This is a genomic window from Mechercharimyces sp. CAU 1602, from assembly GCF_024753565.1.
In the GTDB taxonomy this organism is placed as follows: domain Bacteria; phylum Bacillota; class Bacilli; order Thermoactinomycetales; family JANTPT01; genus Mechercharimyces.
The window spans coordinates 318774-339583 of sequence record NZ_JANTPT010000001.1 but is presented as its reverse complement, the minus strand read 5'-3'; the positions used below and the strand labels follow the sequence as shown (position 1 = coordinate 339583).

Here is a 20810-nt window from a genome sequence, read left to right as displayed (position 1 = left end):
GAACTACTTCCAACGGGAATGTGCTTCCGGAGACCCGTCACATCTTACTTAGTACGTATGAACTTAGGGTTTCGTTTACCCGTTACTATCGCTTTATCTCCTCGTTCTGCTTGTCTCACCGCCTTCTCTTTCACCTCTTGTGGTAAGTAATCTGTACTCATCAGAGTTGTAATCGTGTGTTTACAGTTTGGGTGGAATATTTGACCTGTAGCACGCAACTCTTCGACAGTCGGATAATTGCCTGGTGCGGATACCGATAACTTCACAATCCTATTCTCGTGCCAACGGCATCCGTCGGTCGCAGCGTGGCTCGAAATAATACCGAGGTAGGCTCCCCGACCTACCGCCTCATTTGTCTTCGCCTCCAGATATACCTGTGAGAGCTTTGTTCGTGCTAACATGTCGGTATACGTTGGCAACCTCCATCTACGACCCGCAGAATCTATTAGCGCGTTATCTGCAGAATTCCCTAACTGATTCCGCAACCTCGTCAACAAATCGCTTCGAATCGTCTTCACGCCGTTTATCCCTAGCGTCATATTCTCCCGCATGACTTCCGCAGCAACCTGTCGGACGACTGCCCTTACTTTTCTCTCGACATTTTGAGTGACTGCCAGGAGGTCAGTCTGCATATCCGCCACTGCCGCTTGAACAGCTTCCTTGTTCGGTCTGTTAAACGACATGACCCGTTCAGCCTCTGTCACTGATTCCACCACGCCTAACTCGTACAGCGTATCCACTACACCTTGTCTCGCCGCTTTCGGAATGTTCTCTTCTACCCAATCCATAGCTTTGTCGTTTAGCTCCGACAAGATATCCGATAGTTGCTTTAGTAGCGCCATTTGATTCGCACGTTGATACTTCGTTAAGTCATACCGTTCAAGTTCCAATTGAATCTGTCTAAGCGCGTCTTTATAGTACGAAACCAACGTCTCCACGTCGTATTCGAAGTCAGGTGAAGGCACTTGGCGCATTAGCTATCGCCTTCTTCTTCGGTCTTCGGTTGTTCATCATTAAAAATAGACGCCTCCACGAAACTGTTAGCGTCCTCTTCGTCCTTCTCTATTGCTTTTTTTATCTTTTCAGCGTAGTAGTCGTCACCTCCGTCTTGTTCCTTAATAGCTGATGCAACGTCTATCGTCGGCTTACCTCCTGTGCGGATACTCATCGTCTCAGCGACTTCCTTCTTGTTCTTCGGTAATCCGTTACGCCATTTAATTTTCGGGTAGACAGGCTCATACGAACTGAAACCCTCTACACCTTCGTTTTGTTGAACCTCAAGTTCCATTGCAGCGAATAGCGCATCTTTTATCGCCTTATCAACGTGAACGCGAATTCTCTCAACCTTCTTGAGGAGAGGCATGAACCTCGCTTCGATTGCTGCTCCATCAGTGTGTGATGTGCCTGTGCCCCCATCTGAACCGTTGTCCGCAACGACAGTCCCAAAAATCCATTGCGGAGTCTCACTGACTTGAAAGATAAAGCCAGTAATTTTATCTAACTCCTTAAACGCGCTATCTAGCTGTGCGTTCCAATCCATATAGCCAGGCTCTTTGTCTTTTTCCGCAACTGTGATATACATACCGCCAGTTCCAAGTGTTTTCGCATTTGTTTCTAAATCCGGGCCGTACATATTGGGATCGCTATGCTTGTATAGAATATAGTCAATTTGAACCAATCGCTCATTCAATGCATCAAACAAACTCTCCATTTTTTCAATTCCGCTGATCCCTTGCCATTCGTCATCGGTTGTTTTATACGGACAATGAAAGATGAGAGGACGCATAACCCCAGTAAATTCAATATCGTTATCTCTCCCCGTCGACATCCTTTCGCCTATCTTATAGGTGCTGATGCTGGAACCATATTCGGAGTTAACCCCGTTCTTATTAAGTCGGAAGCGATCGTACATAATGTATCCCGGTATATGTCGTTCGACGCTCAAATATGGGATCTCTTCTTTTCCCTCATCCATCCACTCGATAAACGCGATATTAATCGCCTTAAACTGTTTCCGATTCATTGAGGAGGTTTCAGGAAAAACGTACGAAGGATCTATCGCCTCAATAATCGGTTCCGGCATAACACCTTCTGGTGCGCTTCTACCCTCAGGGATGACTTCGTCTGGTAGCTCACTGAAATCTTGTCGATAGTTATACCTCACCTTTAAAAAAGCATCCCCCCGGTACCCGGCTCCTACAACTATTTCATGAATCAATTTGTTCAAACCATTTTCTTCCGTTATTTTATTTACCGCTTTCTGTACGTCTGATTTATCGGATTTACCCGTTGATATTATCGGAGGCTCTCCGACCATTAAATCCGCTGGTTTTGTAACAAGTATATCTGGTAGCGCAACTGCAATCAGTAATGACTTGAGCTGTTCATATTGTTCCATTCGATCATTGTCCTTGAATAGCTGTAATGCTCTTTCGCGCATAGACTCTATTTTGTTCTTAAATAGGATTCGTCCTCGTTCGTATTTTGCCAACCTCTCAATAGACGACGGTTCGGGGAACTCTCCTCCGGTATTAAATAACTTCGCCATGATTTCGCCTCCTCTCTTTACATCCACGCAGGTTTATTTACAATCTGTGCCTTCGATGTCTTACTTATTGACCAAGCCATTTCACAGGCATCGGGGACGTCATCCGCGGTTTGAGGCCACGCCTCGAATTGCCACAATAACAATCGATGACCACGGTTAAACTGCAAGCGACCGCTCTCAATATCCGGAAGCATCGCTTCAATTCGTAGTTCCTTCCGTGTTCGCTGTTTAATCTCCTTGACTCGCGTATTCGCCGGATACCCTTCTTTCCTTAACGCCTCTTTGAGTTTGTGCGTAAAGAACTCTTGCGCCGCCTGTGCTTCCGCGGCAATCCGGTGTGGCTGGTATTTCATCACCTTGTCTACGATGATCTTCATGAAGATATCGGGATGAACCTTGTCACCCCAAGCGTCAATCACGCGTACCGTCTTCGTCCTCCGGTCTTTGGCTATCGTCACAATGGCGCTATAATCGCCTCTCTGTTTCCCCATCGCAAAGTCAATCCCCATGAAGATGTCGTATTGTTTCGCAGGAAACTCCATATTCGGATCAATGTCGTCCCAATACGTAAACTTCTCCGGATTAAAGATCATGGATTCTTCGTCTAGCGGATTGTTCATCAACTCCGTATTGAACGCCTTCGATCCCTCGTCCCATTTGAATCGGAACAAATCGAAAAGCGGTTTGACTTCCGGCCATACGACTCTTGCACCTTTGTTCATTTCGTTTTGATGTGCAAAATAAAAAGCCTTAGCATTTTCCAAGGCTTCTGTATCCTCTGCGTCGGGATCTTGGTAGATGTCTTGGCATCGTTCCCACAAGTCCATTCGTTCCGGCCAGTCAATCACGGCTCGGTATATTTTCTTTTTAAAATCCTTCCGGTTTTTAAGAACGTGAACCAATAGCGAGTCGTGATGCACCGTCGTCCCCATGTAAACGTAAGCTGTTCGTTTTCCGCCTGGATCTCCAAGCGGAATCACGACCTGCGAAAACCAGTCTTTCAGCTTCCTCCGTAGCTCCTCGGTATTCGTATTCTCCCGCGATTCCAAGTCGTCGCAGATAATTAAATCTGGCCGAGTGCCATTCCAGTTACGACCCCGTAACGCCTGCCCCGTTGACGTCGATTCCACTTTCGAAATCAAGTATTGTCTATCGCCTTCCTCCGGTGTCCATGCGACAAAGGTTTCGTTATTATCTCGCGGATTCTCTTGCTTTTTCGGCGAGAGTAAGGGACCGAAGTCCTCACGCAGTTTCTTATTGTGCTTGAGCTGTAACGCCAGCCACTCCATATTCCCAGTTGCGACGGACGGCGTTTCCGAAATAATGATGATGTACTTGCGTTTTCGGAACACGATTTCGTGGAGCGGAAATGCCTTGGAAAGAAACGATGACTTGGCGTGTCCACGAGGCGCCGCAACGCAAGTCTTAGCGTTAATTTCTTCATTTGACACGTGGTTCATAATGTCGCAAATTTCTTCATGGAACCATGGTGCATCCTCATACGACTCCAACTCGAATCCGTCCCAATTTCCTGGATTATCTCCATTTCCAACCTGCGAAAAATACTCCCACGCAAACCGATATAGATTGACCTCGCAATCATGAATGCGTTCTAACCGTTCCAACTCCGTCATATGCTGATCCAACTCTTCGTATTCACTCGGAGACAAGTCGTCTATGTTATCCGCCATAGCTTCGATCAATTCTGTTAGAGTGTCTATGACTTCTTGCCTTTCCTCGCGAATTAACCAGCGTTTCTCTGATTCAATCCACGCCAATGACTTTTCCTCCTTCCTTTTCGATAATTTTATCGATCAAATCCCGCAAATGATCGTTGATATTTTCGATCAAACAGCATATGATGAATGTAACAAAACACGAATGGAGTGATATTGTGGAAATCGTTCACCCCATTAAATCCAAGAAAAAAATAAACGCCATGAAGCGCCAATTAAACGACCGTGACCGCTTAATGTTTGTCATCGGAATCAACTCGGCACTTCGTATTAGCGACATTCTCCGTCTCAAAGTTAGTGATGTTCGAAACAAAGACGGTTCCCTCTCCGAATATATCTTCGTCCGCGAAGAAAAGACGAAAAAGTCGAAAATGTTCCTCGTCAACGGCGCAAATAAGCGTGAGTTAACCGCTTATTTAACTCCCGATATGAGCGATAATGCGTACCTCTTCCCTTCACGAAAAGGAGTTAACAAACCGATAACACGATTTCAAGCACTCCGCATTTTGAAGCAAGCGGCTAAACGCGTGGGAATTAAAGAGAATGTCGGAACGCATACACTTCGTAAGACTTTCGCTTATCACCGATTCAAATCCGGTGTAGAACTAACGTATATCACGAAAGCTCTGAACCATTCCAGTCAGCGCGAAACAATGCGATATATCGGTATTGAACAAAGCGATATGGATGAAATTTACGCCGGAATCGAGTTATAGACTGCGTTTTTCTTTTGCGTAAAAAAGCGACTCCGCGAGTGGAGCCGCTTAAAAATTATTCTTCCGGTTCATAGAGCATTGAGAGAAAGTCCGAAAACGAATCTGCTATTTTCGTTAGACTGTCTCCCTCATCTCCAGGATCATACTCACGATCATGATTATATAAAACCACAATAGGCTCATCGTTTATTAAATGACGATAATCAAAGCAAAAAAAGTCGCCAGCGGGATCAATTCCAAAAGGAATTATCTCTTCAGGTAGCTCATTTTCGTCGATCGATATCTCGTGAGCTTCGATAATAGATAGACCATCATCTGTCCAATAAAAATCAAATAACTCACCAAATACTTTGCCTTTACGACGACCCAAATCATATACTGTATGAGTCTCTGGACGTCCGCCATTGTTATCCCGAACACAGCTAACAAACGCCTTCGGGAATTTTACTTTTAATTCACTCTCAATTTCCTTTATTTTTTGTTCATCAATCGGCTTTACATACTCCCATTTCATCTAGTTCACCTACCTATAGGAATTTCCCCCGCCCCAAATATCTCGTCCCCCTGTGTGACCTGTTCTTGAATGGACACTATAAGGGATCAATTGTAATATACCTTCTTCTTGATTGTGGTGCCAAGTATATTTGGGTATTTTGTCTTTCACCTTTTGAATCGCTTCAAGCTGTTCAGCTGTAAACTGCTTCTTTAAATCAGGGTTTTTTTTGATTTGTTCTTTTAATTGTTTGGTAGCCTCTTTGAACTGAGTTTTATCGTCCGCAAGATAAAGGGAATTATCAATCCTTACGTCAGAACCAACTTTCCATTCATTAAAATCAGGGAAACCGTTTTTATCAAATGGAACTCCTGTTTTAGGATGTGTCTGTCCAGCTAAATGACCGTTCCTTAGCTTGATCTCACGCCCATCTGTCGATTTCATGTACCGCCTTGTCTTACCCTTTTCTGTTTTGGTGTAAGTCTCGATCTTTGGCTTTGCCGTTGCAACAGTAGCTTCATCGGCTTCTTTCGCCAATTTCTGCCCTGCCATCGGCCCAAACTCGTCAACAGCGCCTAATATCTGACTCCCGCCAAATGCACCGAGAAGTACTCCTCCGGCAGTGGCGGCACTAATAACCGCTTTTTTCCAATCGAACTCCTTTCCACGCAAGGCATCATCGGCTAGGCTCTCTGTTCCCCCGCCAGCTAATCCGCCAGCAAGTCCTGGAATGAGCTTTCGCCCTATAGCACTCGTACCAAATCGTGTAGCTGCTGCCATAGCTCCACGTGACGCTACCGCTCCAATTCCGCCACCTATAATCCCCGTAATTCCACCAAACGCCATATCACGAGCAATATCTTTGGCATCTCCACCAGTGAAGTACGTTATTCCGCCTCCAACTGCTGCCCCTATCAATATAGCGGCCCCAAGGCCAACTCCTACTCCTGAAACAATTAGTGCAACGCCAGCGACAATCGTTAAACCTGCGAAAATGTACTCTTTATTCTCTTTCGCCCATTCCCACACGTCAGAGGCGACTTCTTTCGTTCCTCCCCAAACTTCTGAAGCAACTTCCTTTGTATCCTCCCAAAAGTTTTCGGCTCCCTCTGCAATGTCACTACCGGCATCTTTTACATCTTCCCAAAGAGAGCTAAAAAACCCCTCGTCTTCTTCCGTATCTTGCTTACCCTTCTGTTTCGCTTTAGGTGCAGATGCTTGCGATATCTCGTTTTTTCCGTTACATTCTGGATCTAATTCTTCGTCTCCAATCGACTGAATGTGACAGTCAATTGTCTGTGCAAGCTCTTCTTTTACCGGTTCACTGTTCATCACAGATACTAAAATTCCTGCGAAAAGAACTCCTGCGGCTAGGATAACGACATATTCAACGGTAGGCGCTCCCTTTTGACTCGTAAAAACCTGTCGCAACCTACTGAAAAGTTTCCCCAATAACTGAATCCCTCCCGTTCCTTATCCACCCTTTAACACTAGCATTATAGCATTTGTTGGTAGATCAGGAAAGAGAGTTTCAAGTGTTTTTCAGAAAACGGCTAATTAAATCGATTCTAAGAACGGTTCGTATTCGTTTGATATGATTGCGTCTATTCGTAATTTTCATTCGTTAGAGACGGTGTAGATTTCGTCTAAGTACGTAATAACTCACTTAGTGTATCTGCTCTCCGTCACGCTGAATCCATTCTAGTCCCACAACGGAATCAATCATGTCCATTCGATTCGAGTAAACGCTAGCATTTTCGCAAGCATATGCCCAATCGTCCGGTAGTATTTTATAACGCCCTAGAACCGCATTTTCTTCATCCGCTACAATGACGTAGTACATCTCGCCATCGATCTCGGCAAAGTCTCCTGTTTGGAATATCGTCTCGGATTCGTCTTCATCGTCGTAGTCGTCCTCGCCAAAGAAACCTGGCCCATACTTTTCACTAATTGGTGCGAAGATTTCTTTTAAACGTAATCCCATATCCACGATTTTCTGTTCCAATTCGTTTAATTCCCGCACAGCTTCGTCAGTATTGACGGATACTTTTGCATTGATTTCGATTTCGTTTAGCTTACTCATTTCGCATCATCTCCCTTTATAGTATTAAAGTATTTCTTTCCCTGCCGTCCCCAGCTCAATTTCAGTATGGCGGTTTATAGCATTATCTTTCATATGACGCTCATACCGCCTCCTCGCCTTCTCCATCCGCTTCAAATTTCTAAAAGAAGCCTCTTCGTTGTACCTTTCGATTGCCTTACGGTATAGATTACGCAACTCCCTTCCCTTCGCGCCTACCAAACGTAGGCGTTTCGTTTCTGTTTCGGAGAGATGTGGGGCAGTCGGCTCGGTTACAATATTCATTTGACGCCTCCTTTTCGTAAGTCATCGCAAACACATCTGGCTTACATGTATACAATTCGCCTTTGACTCCGCGAATAATCCAATCGCCTTTATTTGCTTTCATGACGCCTTCTAGCGTTTCGATTTCGACTTCTTCGTCGGTTTGATAGGCTTCGATGGTGACGGGTATTTGGCGGTACTTGGCGAATTGTTTACCGTCGAGGGAGACGGATGTTTTACGGTTCAAGTGATCACATCCATTCTCCGGGGTAACCTCCACCTTGCCGTGTTTCGCTTCGAATTCTTCCCAATCCATAGTATATAGATCTTCTCCAAATTCGATTTCTTGCGGCGATGCTTCGCTTGAATAAACAACATTGCCTACATGACCGCAATTCCAACATACATGTTTACTAACGCGGCCATTGATGTTGATGTACTCTAAGTCATGGCCGAAGATAAGGCAATTCAGTTTTCGTAAGTATTTCGATTTAAGCGCCTCGCTTTCGTTTTAGTTTAGGCGAAAGAAAAAGGCATCCGCTATGAGATGCCTCCTAACTCATGAACGAAAAAGCATATTCACAATGCAATAAACAAAAGCACTCGCGACAAAAGTGATTGTAAATAAGCCACTCGCTATTTTTAACTTTCCGCTCTCTTTTCTGGTCTCTATGAAATCCATAACGCTCACTATCGTTGCCACCCCAGTAATATACGCAAACATAGCCATCATCCATATATCATTATCAGTCTTAACCGTCATAATGAACGCAATAAAGGCTACAATGGGTGTCGATATTTTGTAAAACTTTTCTATCATCTTCTTTTTCTCCGTTATAGGCTTCTCCAATGTTAAATCACCTTATGATATCTGCTTACCAGCTATATTACCATTACCATAAATATGAATTACTTGCGGGGATGCGTGTTTGCCGAAAACCGCATCAGATGAGCCACAAATGACGGTTTATGGTGAGATTGCGATTGTTATCGAATTAGCGATATATCACATTCGTCTTCTTCTGGCGCAAACATAAGGCTTCGTAGGGAAGCGTAGGATAGCGTTAAGTTAGTAATTGGTTGACGATATGGATACGGATGAGAGGCGGATGCGTTCTGTCTCTATTTCGTGTTAATTTCGCATGACATTCGGTTGTATTTAGTTTAATATTAAAAATATACCAATTAGCGAGGTGAATAATAAATTGTACCTGAAGATACCTTTGTTGATACTATCTTTGATTTCTATTTGCCTGATTTTTATTAAAGTCCAACAAGACTTTCCTAACCAGTTATCCTCCATAAAAAAAGTTCTAAAGCAGTTCATGAGTTGGCGAGGTATCTGGTCTTGCGTACGTAGTTTGAATCTACGTGACTTATCGAAAAGATTCACCTCTTTCTTAGATAGTGTGCGAAAACGTATCCCTCACTTTAAAGAGTTAGTGCTAAGAATAATCAAGCGTTTAACTAAAATTAAATATGGATATTTACTGTTGATGATCTCCATAGCAGTACTAACAATTTTTATAAGCAATACATTGGCCGATTTCATCTTTGGATTACTTTTCTTAGCCTTAATTTGGTACTTTATTTACATATCTCACTTCATAGTCGGATTTTATATATTATCTGTCTACGCAGTTGTATTTTTAGGACAAGCTCTGAAAAAGGGACTCGACTTTGAGGTGAAGTTTATTTTCTTGGTATTTATCCTCATCTACTCTTTCGCATTTTTAATCAACCTTCTATCAAGAGACAAATCTATTTGGTTTAAACTCTTCTGGTATATAATGATCATGGCAATGATTCTCACCTATACTGGCATTACATTTGGAAGCACTTACTACTACTACTCGCACAAATACATGGACATCGATGATGAGGAAGAAAAACTAGTTATTTTCGAAAAAGAGCATCTAAAAGATCTTGAAGACAATAACAATGAAAAAGACATTATACCTATTATATTTCTCGGACTAAAGCCATTCTTCACTTTCCCTGAAACAACGAACCTCGATATTCATAATAAATTTACGTTAATACCATTTATCGAACATGTCATAGGCTGGTTTACAAGCACTACGATTATCGGTATATTAGCGTCACATTTCGTAGTGAAAAACAGAAAGGAAGACGTTCTTTAGACCGACCAACCTAACGCCTCCCTTTCGTATGGTAAAGATTACTTCCGAACATTATTTTTATTACGCGGATTCTACTTACGTCAGACGCCACCTCTTCGCTACCCCCGCCTGGGGGGTTCATAGCGTATGCGAATCGTCACCCTTTCGTCTCTCTGCATCAACGTATCGTTATTCATCACGACTAATATCGAATGTAACAGAAAAGAGTTTTGTTACATTGAACGAAACGTCAATCGCTTGCTACGACTACACTGGTGTATACCGATAACAGGTATAACAACGTAAGCATCAGTATGCACTGCGTAGCCATGCGTACATATACGTAATACATAACGTCTGTAACCGTTGGTACGTATGGCAATACGCCTCCTCTCCACACCGTATGTCCTGCGCAATATACCCCCATGTCCCGATAATAGATGGGACCTCCGTAATGAATGAAATGGCGTATAGTAAATGTAAATATACGGTGGTAAAACGAATGGGATGCGGAAAGTTTCGAGGGTGACGTCCGTAAAAAGCGTGCAGCGGGTGTATACGATACGATAACGTTACATACGTTACCTCGTAATACCACGATACCCCACGCAATCAACCGTATCCCTACTTATTTATGTGTCACCCCCGAAATGAAAAACGTAACTCCCACCGTAATTTAACGCCCTCCTCCGTTATTCAAAACGCTACCCCCTACGAAATGAACACGCTACCTATACGCCATCACTGCGCTATTCCTATGCTACTCACTCCTCCGCATCTATTCCATTACGCCCATTCCCCGTCTTCGAAATCATCGATATCAATGTCTTTATCCTGAATATATCTATCTTCTTCGCTATCTCTCGTCTCCTCCTCCTCATATACTTCCGTTTCTGTTTCGCTCTCTTCTGCATCGTCACCCCCTTCATCTCCCTTACGCTTCTTATACCGTTTCAATCGCGCCTTAATATCATCTACGTTATGGGATACGTTGCTATTCACGTTTTGGCTTATTTCGACTTCATCCGTAAGGATACCGCCTATCGATTTCAGCATTAATTCGAGGTGCTTCCCGCTACCCGATAACGCTTGCGTAATTCCCGCTTCCAGTAACTCAGGCGCCCTGTCTCCGACTAACCTTCGCATCTGTTTCTTAAATTCGCGGTCAAACGTATCATCATTGCGCCATTCCCATAACGTCTTTCTCGTTACTCCGCATTCTTCCGCTATCTCTTCGAGAGACAAACCGCCATTATCCGGTTGAATGAGATAACTTAACGCTTTGTAATGCTTCGCTTCTAAACGTTTTAACGCCATGATTTCGCCTCCTTTCCGTAAGGTTTTTGTTTATCGTGCGTTGTAGGTCTTCGCTGGTTAACGCAGTGGAAGAGTCAGTGCGACTAAACGGTTTGAATACGCCTGTAGCGTTAATAGGAACGTCACGGTATTCTTGGCGTAATGGACTCCGCAATAAAATTCCCAATAGATACTCCTCCTTATCTGTTCCTTTCGGTCTTATTTACTCGCAGTCAAGGACAGGTAAGGACTTGACAGTAATAACGTTATTTATGGCGCCATGATTAGCGTTACGGAGACGTTATTGGCACTCCCTCCTGTCATGCTTTTCTTTCTCTTAAATCTTACTCGCGAATAAGTATATGGGGATAGGAACTGTAAATAAATAGAATTTAATAGTAATAGATGTTTATTTCGTTGTTCTTTGCGCCTCTATCGGTTATTAAGCAAAACTGCGTACTTTCTTGAGTATCTTCTTTACCCTCCGTTCAGACTCTTTTAGCGTATGATTCGCTTTATCTCCCTTTGACAATATCTTGATGTACTTTTCAAGCGTAATATCTCCGTCATAATATTTCTGGATTAATGACTTTTTTATGATTAACCCTCCTCTTAATACTTTGTCTAGTTTATTGCGCTATACTTTGCGATACGGAATGCGTTATTACTACGTCATTGGACACTCCCTCTTGTCGTGTCTTTCTTTTTCCTCAATACCTTCAATGATCCCATTCTCCACTTGATATTCGTATATCGTAGCCAACGCCCATGCGTAATCTAGTAGTGATTCGTTGTCTAAGCGTTCATAGTAGTCCTCTTCGCCATTTACCTTCCGTGTAATTGCGCTAATAGCTTCTTCGGTAAAACCGTCTCTTCCCGGTCTTGGCGGAATAGATGACGGCATTATATTCTTCATTCCGTCCCCTCCTCGTCAGTTTACTTTGTTTGCGAAGGTCTTTCGTTTCATAACGTCTATAAAGAAAAGAACAAATCTGAACTTTTTCGCGTAAAAATTGGCTGTACCCATTATTGTGACTGCGATACAGCCTTTTAGTCCACGCGCACAAAAGGGCACACAATCAAGGGTAAATCGGCAAAAAAGGGCACACAATTGAAAGTGGATGGTATTATCTGTATGGATTCACTACTTATTTTTCTTCTTCTTGACTACGAACATCTCTGTCAAGGTATCGTCAGGCTTACCGTTCTTGCGATAGAAAATCCATGGATTCAACTTGTAGTAACGATTCCTCCCGACTTTAACGACCGCAAAAACGTGTTGATCCTTAACAGTTAACCGTAAATATCTCGATAGCTTTGCGCGTTCCATACCGATAAGCTCCGCAATCTGTGTGCTATTCAGTTGCTCAATCTTCGCAGGATCACGTTCAAACGGATTGGAACAGATCGTATTCGTGTTCTGATGAATATACGGCAATAGTTTATAGACCATACCGACTTCATGCGGTTTTAGCTCTTCGGCCATCTCCTTGAGTCGATTCGTAAACGTCTTGATGACACGTTTGTTCTCCGGTAGTTCGTTGCGGAAGTGATAACGCGGATTCACTCTCAACACGACTTCTCCGTCTTCATTCGCAGTTCTTTCGATGATGTCGTTGTCTAGCATAGCCTTCTTGAAATCCGTCATGGAACGCTTACTAACGTCGAGTACCTTTCTTGCGTCGTCCCACGTCATGTACTCCTTGTCTTCGCGGATCAGGAACCCCGTATACAGCTCCATGTAGCATTGTAAGTGTAATAAGTGACCGCAATGAGCCGTCGATAACGTAGCAATCACCTCACGAATATTCTCCATATCGGTAAACGAAAAATGGCGACGGTCCTTGCCGATGTTAAAGAACTTCTTCGCAGCTTCAATTTGCTGATGTGATTTGGCTTGGAATGGACGACCGGAATGGTCTGCGTAGTTATTGCCCCCAAGCGGGTACAACGTTCCATCAGGTTTATCCAGTCGAATACGACGCAACCTCTCTCGTAACTCTTCGATTAGTCATCGCCTCCTTGTTTTCGTAATGATTCAGGGTAATTGTTGATTGCGTCGGATACCGCTTCAAAGCCGAAGATTTCGACTAGGGTACGTATATGGCGTTTAAGCGGCATGTGCATCCGGACGCCTCCTGCTCGAACCATGATCGTTTTGTACGGCGAATATGGATAGTCGGAAAACGTAATCTCGCCTTTATTCGTTTTGAAGATAACGGCTGTCCCGTCACCTCGTTTACGAATGTCCATTGGCATTCCTCCTTGTTTGCGTTATGAAGACATAAAAAGACCCGCCACAATGGACGGGTGCTCTTCTGGCGTTATTCGATTGGTTCCGGGTATCGAGAGGAAAAGAAAAAACTCCTTCTATAACGTATAGCCGTCTGAAGGAGTGAAATACAAGTGGTTTACGAGATTATTTTTTTTATTTTTTACCTGACAATCATTTATGGCTTGTCCACTCTATAAAGTAATAACAGTTATTTCACCTTTTCTTTCGATCTCCTTTCGATAACAGGTGTTATTCTTCCCTGGAATTTTATTCAAAGTAACTATAAATCCCGATTCTATAAGGATTTTTTGACGTTGTGTTGTGTTTATAACGTCAAAAAATTCGAAAATACATCAGAGGATACAGAAGATCTCATTTCTATCGGCACCATTGGACTCATCAAAGCGATCGAATCGTATCGACCTAATAAAGGAACCAAGCTGGCAACCTACGCAGCGCGTTGTATTGAAAATGAGATTTTAATGCACCTACGCTCATTAAAAAAAGCACGCAAAGATGTCTCTTTGCATGATCCGATCGGAAAAGACAAAGAAGGAAATGAGATTACACTAACTTTTTGTCTGTGAGGGATAGGCTTAAGGATACGTTCAGTATGAAGACTATTCACCGTTTCATTATAGTCAATTTAAAGACTGTGAAGAGAAAATTCATTGGTCAGTGGTCGTACGAAGTGGGCATTAAAATCATTCTGAAAATAAAATAGCTTGTAGAGAGAAATCCTCTACAAGCTATTTCGTATTAAAACTACCGAGACGCGCAACTAACTTTTTGCGAAGTTAGTAGTATCTTTATACCTAACTTTTACTAGGCTCTGCTCTTTGGGGTTCGGCGTATCCCTTTTCCCCGAGTGGAGAAGAAAGAGATAGGGTACCAAGCGTCAACAGGGCTACTATTAGTAGCAATTTAAATGATTTCATCGAATACCGGATCCTCCTTTATTTCCTTCTGTACTTCAAACATATTCGTTAACTCTGTTTTGAATTCCTCTGAACCTGTCTTCTGTAAAGATTTAATGATGCGAAATAGTAAAGAATGTTTTTTTCTCTTGAATCCTAATCGATCAGCAATATCTAGCGCTTTCCGATGAAATGTCAAAGCATCGTTATATTCTTCCAATGAAACTTTGAGGTCACCCATGATCGCTAAAGCATCGAGTAGGTAAACATCTGTCTTTTGCTTGTTACCAAGTATAATAGCTCTGCTCAAATACTCGGTTGCTTGCTCAAACTCACTTTTCTTCATGTGCAAAATCCCTTTTTTTGTTAAAGTGGAGACAAAATAACTTTTACTACTGATTAGTGGCTCTAGTGATATGGCATACTCCAAGCAAACATCGGCACTTTTCAAGTTGCCCAATCGCAAGTAAACACTACTTAACGAATCCCAAATATGAAGAGTCCGATTATATTCATTTGTTAGTCTTGATCGTTGTATTCCTTCAAGCCCCACTTCGAGTGCTTCCTCATAATAGCCTGTTTTTCGAAGCAAACTTACCTTTAGATGGTACAAATGAAGTAAGAGCTCTGGCCTCTTGATTTCTTCTTTACGCTCCCAAATATCGTTTAAGATGGATAGAGCCTCTCCAACCCGATTGAGCTTGTCCAAGTAAGAAAGCTTATTAACAAGAAGTACATCAAACACGTGATCACGTTTGCCCCCTGGTATAAATTTTTCAAGACCTTGGTTTGCAAACTTGAGCGCAGATTCTAAATCATTCTTAAAGTACGCTACATAACTAAGTAAATTATAACTATCCACATGAATATTGTTGTGGTTTTGTTCTGATAACCGTATCGCATTCAATAATTCCTTTTCCGCTTTTGAAGGTTGCTTTTTTTCAATATATAGACTCCCACGGAGATAGAAGATGTGAGCAGATAGAGGGTGTTCTGTACCCAACCCATCGAATTCGATGAGCTGTTTTTCTGCCAAAGCAATGTCCCCTTGGTCTATAAGTGCTTCAATTGCAGTCAGTCTCAGCTCAAGATATTCTAACTCCTTTTCGATCCCCGACATACGCGCTTTTATATCAGCTTCACTCAAGTCAAGTTTATCCATAAGATATTCAATCTTTGCGGGCAGAACATGTGGAACCCCACGTTCAATATTTGATACTGTTGCAGGTGAAATATTTTTGTCTGCTACATCCTCCAGGCGCAACCTTTTTTCTTTTCTTTCTCGTCTAAGAATTTCACCTACTTCTTTCGAATAGCCTGCTAACATTTTCACCCCTCCTCAATAGAATACATGCTTAGATATCATTATATACCAAGCATTGGGATATGCAATATAAATTTACTAATATATTATTCTATTCAGCTAAAATGCATAATTTGTTGCCCTACTATGACTTGACTAGATCAATGTGTATTGACTGTTAACCCATTCTTTTCAATATTGATTTATTCTCTAGTCAAGTTGTTCAAGGTTCATCCTTCTTTCCAAAAAAGAATCTCAACAAAAACAGTCCAATTGTGACCCGGAGAGAACCACTTTTTGGTATTACTCCTGGTATCACTTATTGCCATTGGTATGCGAATTGCACTGTTATTGTACAAATCTACCACATAATTAGTTTGAATTATGTAGTAATTCTGTTTAAGATGATTGGATAAGGGCTGGAGCGCGACTAACCCCCGAGAGGGGGTGACGCTATGACGGTCGGAGAAACAATTATGCTCTTTATGCTAATTGTTACTGTCGGCTATTATGCGTATAATGTCGGTAAAAAGAAGTAATCCGCCAAGTGCCTCACACTTAGTAGCGGATTACTTCTGCTTCTAAACTGGGTTTAGTCAGTCGCTTTCTGATCTCGTGAATTACTTCATCATACGCTTCATTTAAAGCTTGCTCAATTTTGTCTTTCCTATATTTTGGTGTCATTTTAACACCCGATATCAAAACCAGCAAGTCCAGTAGTCTGCTGGGTTTAGTATTTTAATCCTCGAACCCCTAGTTCTTTCCACTTTCGATCATGTAGGTCTAATCCACTTCCGGAATCGTGATAGCACAAACAGCACCTCAAAGGAAATTCCTTACCCCCTGCCTCTTCAAAGCAATCAGCAAACCACTAAAACATACGATCTATACCATATATAACATAAGCATCCAAGCCCTATTTCAAGAATACCTCCACTGACACTTTTTCTCCATGAGCATTTATTTCTATTATCTCATCTAATTCCTTGAATTGAGCCACAGTAATTCCATAATCCCCTACACTTCCATCCATCTCAAAATGTAGTATCTTTACATCAGAGTGAAATGGGTATCGAAATAGGTCTCTCAACTCACTTATAGTTCTCTCCCTTTCACTCCTTAATGCTAATTTAATGTTTGATTTTACTAGTTTAGATACCACTTCGTAGTCCCTTCACTTTCAAATACACAAGATTTTGTAGTATAAAATAATTATTCATTGTAAAAAAAACCTCCATTGTCCTCCAGGAGAATCCATTCCCTAGTGTGCATATCTATTAGTCGATCAATATCATAGTAGCTTATATAGCAAGGTATGAGGAACTCTTTACCACAAACACTTTCGATACAATCAACTATCCAATCAAACAACCGATCTAATGTATAGTCAGAATAACTGTCAATGTTGTCATCATTACACCATTCTGTTTCTGGAATATAAGTAAAAGGGGAAACTCCAAATGAGATTGAAATATATTCCATCCCATCTATCGAAACCATAGGATACACTTGCACTCCATAATGCTCCCCATCTTTTGTTAAATCGAATAAATAAAACCTATTACCTTCTTGAGAAATTTCAAGAAGCTTTTTGATCTCGTGAGTTACTTCATCATACGCTTCATTTAAAGCTTGCTCAATTTTGTCTTTCCCCGAGTTTGGTATCATTTTACACCCCCAATTTCAATAAACTCAGCAACTCCAGTAGTCTGCTGGGTTCGACATTTTAATCTTCTACTCCAAACTATTTTGCAATTCATCAACTTCTCGCCATTTTCTAGTGTGTAAATCCAAGACTACATCTTCAGGCTCATAGAAACTCAAATAACAAGGTATTTTGAACTTATCTCCACCGGCATCCTTAAAACAATCAACAACCCATTCGTAAAAAAGTTCTTTTGTAAAATCTTCATACCTACCAGTGTCGTCCTCCCATTCCTCTTTTGATAAATATCGAAAACAACTTGCCCCAAAGTCAGCAATTGAATCTTCGATATCATCAATAAAATATTGTGGGTGAACTCCAACTCCATAATCTCCACTGTGTCCAGTTACTATAAACAAAAACAACTTAGTATCATGATGAGGGAACCCCAAACCTTTTTTAGTTCACTCACAGCATTTTCGTATTCCTCATCCAATGATTTTTTAATTCTTTCCTTAGCTGACTTTGAAACCACAGTCTCACCTCATTACCTTCTTTTCGAACCGCCGCCTCAGCTACTCCTATTGAAAGATGACAATAATGTACGCAGAGAATAAAATAAACCCAGCAACTTCTGTAGTCTGCTGGGTTTAGTATTTTAATCCTCTTCGAACTCCTCTAGTTCTTTCCACTTTCGATCATGTAGGTCTAATCCACTTCCGGAATCGTGATAGCACAAACAGCACCTCAAAGGAAATTCCTTACCCCCTGCCTCTTCAAAGCAATCAGCAAACCACTCAAACATACGATCTATACCATATCTAGCGTAAGCATCCAATCTCTCTATATCTTCGTATTCTTCCATAGGAACATGTTCAAAAAGAGAGCATCCAAACCCTATTTCAAGAATACCTCCACTGACAATTTCTCCATGAGCATTTATTTCTATTATCTCATCTAATTCCTTGAATTGAGCCACAGTAATTCCATAATCCCCTACACTTCCATCCAACTCAAAATGTAGTATCTTTACATCAGAGTGAAATGGGTATTGAAATAGGTCTCTCAACTCACTTATAGTTCTCTCCCTTTCACTCCTTAATGCTAATTCAATGTTTGATCTTACTAGTTTAGATATCATTTAAAGACCTCCTTATCGTCCATTACACCAAATCTGGCGCCCACCTACATGTCTTATATTACCATGAACTCTAGACTTAACTAGCATCATTTTGCCAGGTTCTTGGTGATGATGCCACGTAAATCCGACAGGGTCCCTTCCCATTCTAACCCAACTATAGTTTGTTTGCAGAAATTCCCGTAATAAACTTTCATCTGAGACAACCTTTTGGTAAAGACTTTCACTTCCATATCCACTTATAAGTTGTTTCTTTTCTTCAACAGTTATATTTTTAGAGATTTTATCGTTACTCTCTATAAAGGTTTTTATTTTTTTCTGAACAGGTCTATTCTTTGATCCTACTCCAAATTTTATAGTTTCCAAGAATGCTTCATCTATGCTCCCTCGTAATTTCTCATCTTCATTCATTTTAATAAAGACCTCTTTTGATAACCTGTTAAATTGAACCCTATCAGAAGTAAACCAATATTTTTTAGGAAGAGTGGTTTCATAACGACTCCAATCTTCAAATTCAGGAAACCCTTTACTATCAAATGGTACTTCATAGTTTGTTCCATTCACTTTAACGCTTGCCTTCTGATCCGCATGTCTCCCATTTAATAATTTCTTTTCTTTCCCTTCCCAATTTATGTACCTCCACTTCCCTTCTTTGTTGATAAAAGTTTTTCCCGCATCTGAATGTAGATCGACTTTGGGGTACCTATGGACTTTTCCTTCAGCAGCAAAGTGCCAGTTATTACTTAGTGCACCGCCGCCAAAAGCGAGCAAGCCGCCCATCAACCCCGCTAAGAGGGCATTCTTCCAATTAACCTTTCCTTCGGTAAGAAGGTCTGTAACCATACTATCACTTGCATCGGATGTTGATCCTGCACTTACTTTAGGCAACCAGCGAAGTCCGGTCATTCCCCTCCCTATCGGACGAAGTAATCTAGTTGTGACCCCGTATACACCCAGTCCTACTAGCCCCGCTATTCCACCAACTGCTGAATTCATAGCAATATCTGAAAGACTATCTCCTTCAAGCCAGCTGAACAACCCTCCAAAAGCCATACCCGCAAATACAGACCATCCTAGACCCGGAACGAGAAATATAAATACAAGTGCTAGAATCGCTAGTATAAGAAATAGAATCCAGGAGAATAAGTCGAATCCATTCAATCCACCACTATGATCCAGACACTCAACAGAAGTTGTAGAGGAGTCTGGTTCTGCGTACGCCGTGGAGAAAAAACTGAAGAAACTTCCATTTTTAGCCAGGCTTATACCTTCATTTGGAGTATATAAACTAGTAGGAGGAATATATTCTGGAGGGTTATAATCCGTACGGGGAACGTATTCCGGAGGGTTATAATCCGTACGGGGAACGTATTCCGGAGGGTTATAATCCGTACGGGGAACGTATTCCGGAGGGTTATAATCCGTACGGGGAACGTATTCCGGAGGGTTATAATCTATCATAATCGAATCAACAACCGGATTAGGTAATGCCAAGTCATCTCCACAATCTAGTCCCTGTATCGAACATCCTACCAAAGTAAAAATAAACAAAATAAAAGCTAATCTCTTAAGCACAACAACCTCTCCCTCAACAATTTCTATGTAATATGAAATTAATCTATCTCAGGAAATTGATATTCCGGTATCTGCACCTCTACATCGGTTCTAATTTCGGGTACTTGCACTTCTACATCCGTTGTTATTTCCGACACTTGTACTTCTATATCTGTCGTTATTTCTGGAACTGTCACCGCATTATGAGTATCACTCTCTACTCTTGATACTGATTGAATTGCCGGTTCAGGTAGATCCATTTTAGCTATGTTAATACAGTCTGCGCTTTGAGTGGAGCACCCTGCGAGAATAAGCAAACAAAATTTCAAGCAAAACAGCTTTTTCAAACGCAATACCCCCAAATAAACTTCATTCTGGCCACCAGTCTCTCATATAACACAAATAGCAAAATCAATATTCAGTATCTATGTCAGGGAATTCAAATTTAGGGACTTCAAATTCTGGAACGTCACTAAAATCAGGGACATCACTAAAGTCTGGGATACTATAGTTTGTCTCTGTCTCAATATGAGGTGCCTGAAATTTAACATCTGTTAATGACTGAATCGTCGGTTCAGGTAGATCCATTTCGACAACTTCAATACAATCTGCACCTTGGTAAGTACAGCCCGTAATCAAACTTACTAGCACCATCATAGAAACACTTTTATTCAATAGAAAACCTCCTTTGGTTTAATTTTTTTTTGCAGTAAGAATGAATT

The 20810-nt window shown here is 41.6% G+C and carries 24 protein-coding genes and 1 pseudogene; 3 read left to right on the top strand and 22 right to left on the bottom strand.

The window, feature by feature from the left end; genetic code table 11:
• Positions 1–44 precede the first annotated feature (44 nt).
• Genes NXZ84_RS01795 through terL form a run of 3 tightly spaced genes read right to left on the bottom strand, consistent with a single transcriptional unit; the run spans position 45 to position 4326 of the window.
• Positions 45–974: a phage minor capsid protein gene (locus NXZ84_RS01795; RefSeq protein WP_258838589.1), complete on the bottom strand. Its 930-nt coding sequence runs from the start codon at positions 972–974 to the stop codon at positions 45–47.
• Entirely contained in the window at positions 974–2548 is a 1575-nt protein-coding gene (locus NXZ84_RS01790; protein WP_258838588.1) for a phage portal protein, read from the bottom strand. The genes NXZ84_RS01795 and NXZ84_RS01790 overlap by 1 nt, the downstream gene beginning before the upstream one ends.
• 17 nt (positions 2549–2565) lie before the next feature.
• A complete protein-coding gene (gene terL, locus NXZ84_RS01785) occupies positions 2566–4326 on the bottom strand; it encodes a phage terminase large subunit (RefSeq protein ID WP_258838587.1) in 1761 nt (586 codons plus the stop codon).
• Between the two features lie 83 nt (positions 4327–4409).
• Between terL and NXZ84_RS01780 the strand changes: the two genes are divergently transcribed.
• Complete coding sequence (locus NXZ84_RS01780; RefSeq protein WP_258838586.1) at positions 4410–5000, top strand: site-specific integrase; 591 nt, start codon at positions 4410–4412, stop codon at positions 4998–5000.
• Between the two features lie 55 nt (positions 5001–5055).
• Here NXZ84_RS01780 and NXZ84_RS01775 read toward each other — a convergent pair whose 3' ends face one another.
• The 5 genes from NXZ84_RS01775 to NXZ84_RS01755 form a co-directional block, all read right to left on the bottom strand.
• Entirely contained in the window at positions 5056–5514 is a 459-nt protein-coding gene (locus NXZ84_RS01775) for an SMI1/KNR4 family protein (protein WP_258838585.1), read from the bottom strand.
• Between the two features lie 9 nt (positions 5515–5523).
• On the bottom strand, positions 5524–6924 hold the full coding sequence (locus NXZ84_RS01770; RefSeq protein WP_258838584.1) for a DUF4244 domain-containing protein: 1401 nt from the start codon (positions 6922–6924) through the stop codon (positions 5524–5526).
• 235 nt (positions 6925–7159) lie between these two features.
• Positions 7160–7576 carry a hypothetical protein gene (locus tag NXZ84_RS01765; RefSeq protein WP_258838583.1) on the bottom strand — a complete coding sequence of 139 codons (417 nt, stop codon included), beginning with the start codon at positions 7574–7576 and terminating at the stop codon, positions 7160–7162.
• 24 nt (positions 7577–7600) lie between these two features.
• Positions 7601–7858 (bottom strand): hypothetical protein, encoded by a 258-nt coding sequence (locus tag NXZ84_RS01760; RefSeq protein ID WP_258840404.1) that lies wholly within the window; start codon positions 7856–7858, stop codon positions 7601–7603.
• 538 nt (positions 7859–8396) lie between these two features.
• Entirely contained in the window at positions 8397–8687 is a 291-nt protein-coding gene (locus NXZ84_RS01755; protein WP_258838582.1) for a hypothetical protein, read from the bottom strand.
• Positions 8688–9333: 646 nt separating this feature from the next.
• On the opposite strand from NXZ84_RS01755, the gene NXZ84_RS01750 reads away from it, so the two are divergent.
• Complete coding sequence (locus NXZ84_RS01750; protein ID WP_258838581.1) at positions 9334–9981, top strand: hypothetical protein; 648 nt, start codon at positions 9334–9336, stop codon at positions 9979–9981.
• 765 nt (positions 9982–10746) lie between these two features.
• Here the strand turns inward: NXZ84_RS01750 and NXZ84_RS01745 are convergent.
• The 5 genes from NXZ84_RS01745 to NXZ84_RS01725 all read right to left on the bottom strand — a co-directional run bounded on the left by NXZ84_RS01745 (position 10747) and on the right by NXZ84_RS01725 (position 13509).
• Positions 10747–11277 carry a phBC6A51 family helix-turn-helix protein gene (locus NXZ84_RS01745; protein ID WP_258838580.1) on the bottom strand — a complete coding sequence of 177 codons (531 nt, stop codon included), beginning with the start codon at positions 11275–11277 and terminating at the stop codon, positions 10747–10749.
• The gene (locus NXZ84_RS01740) at positions 11213–11443 is read right to left on the bottom strand and encodes a hypothetical protein (RefSeq protein WP_258838579.1); all 231 of its coding nucleotides are present in this window, start codon (positions 11441–11443) and stop codon (positions 11213–11215) included. Before NXZ84_RS01740 ends, NXZ84_RS01745 begins: the two co-directional genes overlap by 65 nt.
• Positions 11444–11923: 480 nt before the next feature.
• A complete protein-coding gene (locus NXZ84_RS01735) occupies positions 11924–12172 on the bottom strand; it encodes a hypothetical protein (RefSeq protein ID WP_258838578.1) in 249 nt (82 codons plus the stop codon).
• Positions 12173–12400: 228 nt separating this feature from the next.
• Positions 12401–13072, bottom strand: a complete 672-nt coding sequence (locus NXZ84_RS01730; protein WP_258838577.1) for a hypothetical protein — start codon at positions 13070–13072, stop codon at positions 12401–12403.
• Positions 13073–13263: 191 nt separating this feature from the next.
• The gene (locus NXZ84_RS01725) at positions 13264–13509 is read right to left on the bottom strand and encodes a hypothetical protein (RefSeq protein WP_258838576.1); all 246 of its coding nucleotides are present in this window, start codon (positions 13507–13509) and stop codon (positions 13264–13266) included.
• Positions 13510–13839: 330 nt separating this feature from the next.
• Here NXZ84_RS01725 and NXZ84_RS01720 point away from each other — a divergent pair.
• Positions 13840–14103: pseudogene (locus tag NXZ84_RS01720) on the top strand (sigma-70 family RNA polymerase sigma factor); the annotation flags it as partial.
• 352 nt (positions 14104–14455) lie between these two features.
• Here the strand turns inward: NXZ84_RS01720 and NXZ84_RS01715 are convergent.
• The 9 genes from NXZ84_RS01715 to NXZ84_RS01675 form a co-directional block, all read right to left on the bottom strand.
• Positions 14456–15775, bottom strand: a complete 1320-nt coding sequence (locus NXZ84_RS01715) for a tetratricopeptide repeat protein (RefSeq protein ID WP_258838575.1) — start codon at positions 15773–15775, stop codon at positions 14456–14458.
• A 534-nt stretch (positions 15776–16309) separates the two neighbouring features.
• Positions 16310–16435, bottom strand: coding sequence for a hypothetical protein (locus NXZ84_RS01710; RefSeq protein WP_258838574.1), 126 nt, complete (start codon positions 16433–16435; stop codon positions 16310–16312).
• Between the two features lie 232 nt (positions 16436–16667).
• On the bottom strand, positions 16668–16913 hold the full coding sequence (locus NXZ84_RS01705; protein ID WP_258838573.1) for a hypothetical protein: 246 nt from the start codon (positions 16911–16913) through the stop codon (positions 16668–16670).
• A gap of 50 nt (positions 16914–16963) precedes the next feature.
• Complete coding sequence (locus tag NXZ84_RS01700) at positions 16964–17419, bottom strand: hypothetical protein (RefSeq protein WP_258838572.1); 456 nt, start codon at positions 17417–17419, stop codon at positions 16964–16966.
• A gap of 66 nt (positions 17420–17485) precedes the next feature.
• Positions 17486–17815, bottom strand: coding sequence for a hypothetical protein (locus tag NXZ84_RS01695; RefSeq protein WP_258838571.1), 330 nt, complete (start codon positions 17813–17815; stop codon positions 17486–17488).
• A 239-nt stretch (positions 17816–18054) separates the two neighbouring features.
• On the bottom strand, positions 18055–18537 hold the full coding sequence (locus NXZ84_RS01690; protein ID WP_258838570.1) for a hypothetical protein: 483 nt from the start codon (positions 18535–18537) through the stop codon (positions 18055–18057).
• A 12-nt stretch (positions 18538–18549) separates the two neighbouring features.
• Positions 18550–20109, bottom strand: a complete 1560-nt coding sequence (locus NXZ84_RS01685; RefSeq protein ID WP_258838569.1) for an HNH endonuclease — start codon at positions 20107–20109, stop codon at positions 18550–18552.
• Positions 20110–20147: 38 nt separating this feature from the next.
• Positions 20148–20348, bottom strand: a complete 201-nt coding sequence (locus NXZ84_RS01680; protein ID WP_258838568.1) for a hypothetical protein — start codon at positions 20346–20348, stop codon at positions 20148–20150.
• Positions 20349–20499: 151 nt separating this feature from the next.
• On the bottom strand, positions 20500–20763 hold the full coding sequence (locus NXZ84_RS01675) for a hypothetical protein (protein ID WP_258838567.1): 264 nt from the start codon (positions 20761–20763) through the stop codon (positions 20500–20502).
• Between the last annotated feature and the right edge of the window lie 47 nt (positions 20764–20810).

Excerpts from the sequence above, each read along its gene's own strand:
- NXZ84_RS01700 (WP_258838572.1), bottom strand. The coding sequence starts at position 17,419 with ATGATACCAAACTCGGGGAAAGACAAAATTGAGCAAGCTTTAAATGAA.
- NXZ84_RS01750 (WP_258838581.1), top strand. The coding sequence starts at position 9,334 with ATGATCTCCATAGCAGTACTAACAATTTTTATAAGCAATACATTGGCC.
- NXZ84_RS01745 (WP_258838580.1), bottom strand. The coding sequence starts at position 11,277 with ATGGCGTTAAAACGTTTAGAAGCGAAGCATTACAAAGCGTTAAGTTAT.
- NXZ84_RS01710 (WP_258838574.1), bottom strand. The coding sequence starts at position 16,435 with ATGACACCAAAATATAGGAAAGACAAAATTGAGCAAGCTTTAAATGAA.
- NXZ84_RS01790 (WP_258838588.1), bottom strand. The coding sequence starts at position 2,548 with ATGGCGAAGTTATTTAATACCGGAGGAGAGTTCCCCGAACCGTCGTCT.
- NXZ84_RS01725 (WP_258838576.1), bottom strand. The coding sequence starts at position 13,509 with ATGGACATTCGTAAACGAGGTGACGGGACAGCCGTTATCTTCAAAACG.
- NXZ84_RS01795 (WP_258838589.1), bottom strand. The coding sequence starts at position 974 with ATGCGCCAAGTGCCTTCACCTGACTTCGAATACGACGTGGAGACGTTG.
- NXZ84_RS01765 (WP_258838583.1), bottom strand. The coding sequence starts at position 7,576 with ATGAGTAAGCTAAACGAAATCGAAATCAATGCAAAAGTATCCGTCAAT.
- NXZ84_RS01780 (WP_258838586.1), top strand. The coding sequence starts at position 4,410 with ATGAATGTAACAAAACACGAATGGAGTGATATTGTGGAAATCGTTCAC.
- NXZ84_RS01735 (WP_258838578.1), bottom strand. The coding sequence starts at position 12,172 with ATGAAGAATATAATGCCGTCATCTATTCCGCCAAGACCGGGAAGAGAC.
- NXZ84_RS01690 (WP_258838570.1), bottom strand. The coding sequence starts at position 18,537 with ATGATATCTAAACTAGTAAGATCAAACATTGAATTAGCATTAAGGAGT.
- NXZ84_RS01715 (WP_258838575.1), bottom strand. The coding sequence starts at position 15,775 with ATGTTAGCAGGCTATTCGAAAGAAGTAGGTGAAATTCTTAGACGAGAA.
- NXZ84_RS01680 (WP_258838568.1), bottom strand. The coding sequence starts at position 20,348 with ATGGATCTACCTGAACCGGCAATTCAATCAGTATCAAGAGTAGAGAGT.
- NXZ84_RS01730 (WP_258838577.1), bottom strand. The coding sequence starts at position 13,072 with ATGGAGAATATTCGTGAGGTGATTGCTACGTTATCGACGGCTCATTGC.
- NXZ84_RS01775 (WP_258838585.1), bottom strand. The coding sequence starts at position 5,514 with ATGAAATGGGAGTATGTAAAGCCGATTGATGAACAAAAAATAAAGGAA.
- NXZ84_RS01760 (WP_258840404.1), bottom strand. The coding sequence starts at position 7,858 with ATGAATATTGTAACCGAGCCGACTGCCCCACATCTCTCCGAAACAGAA.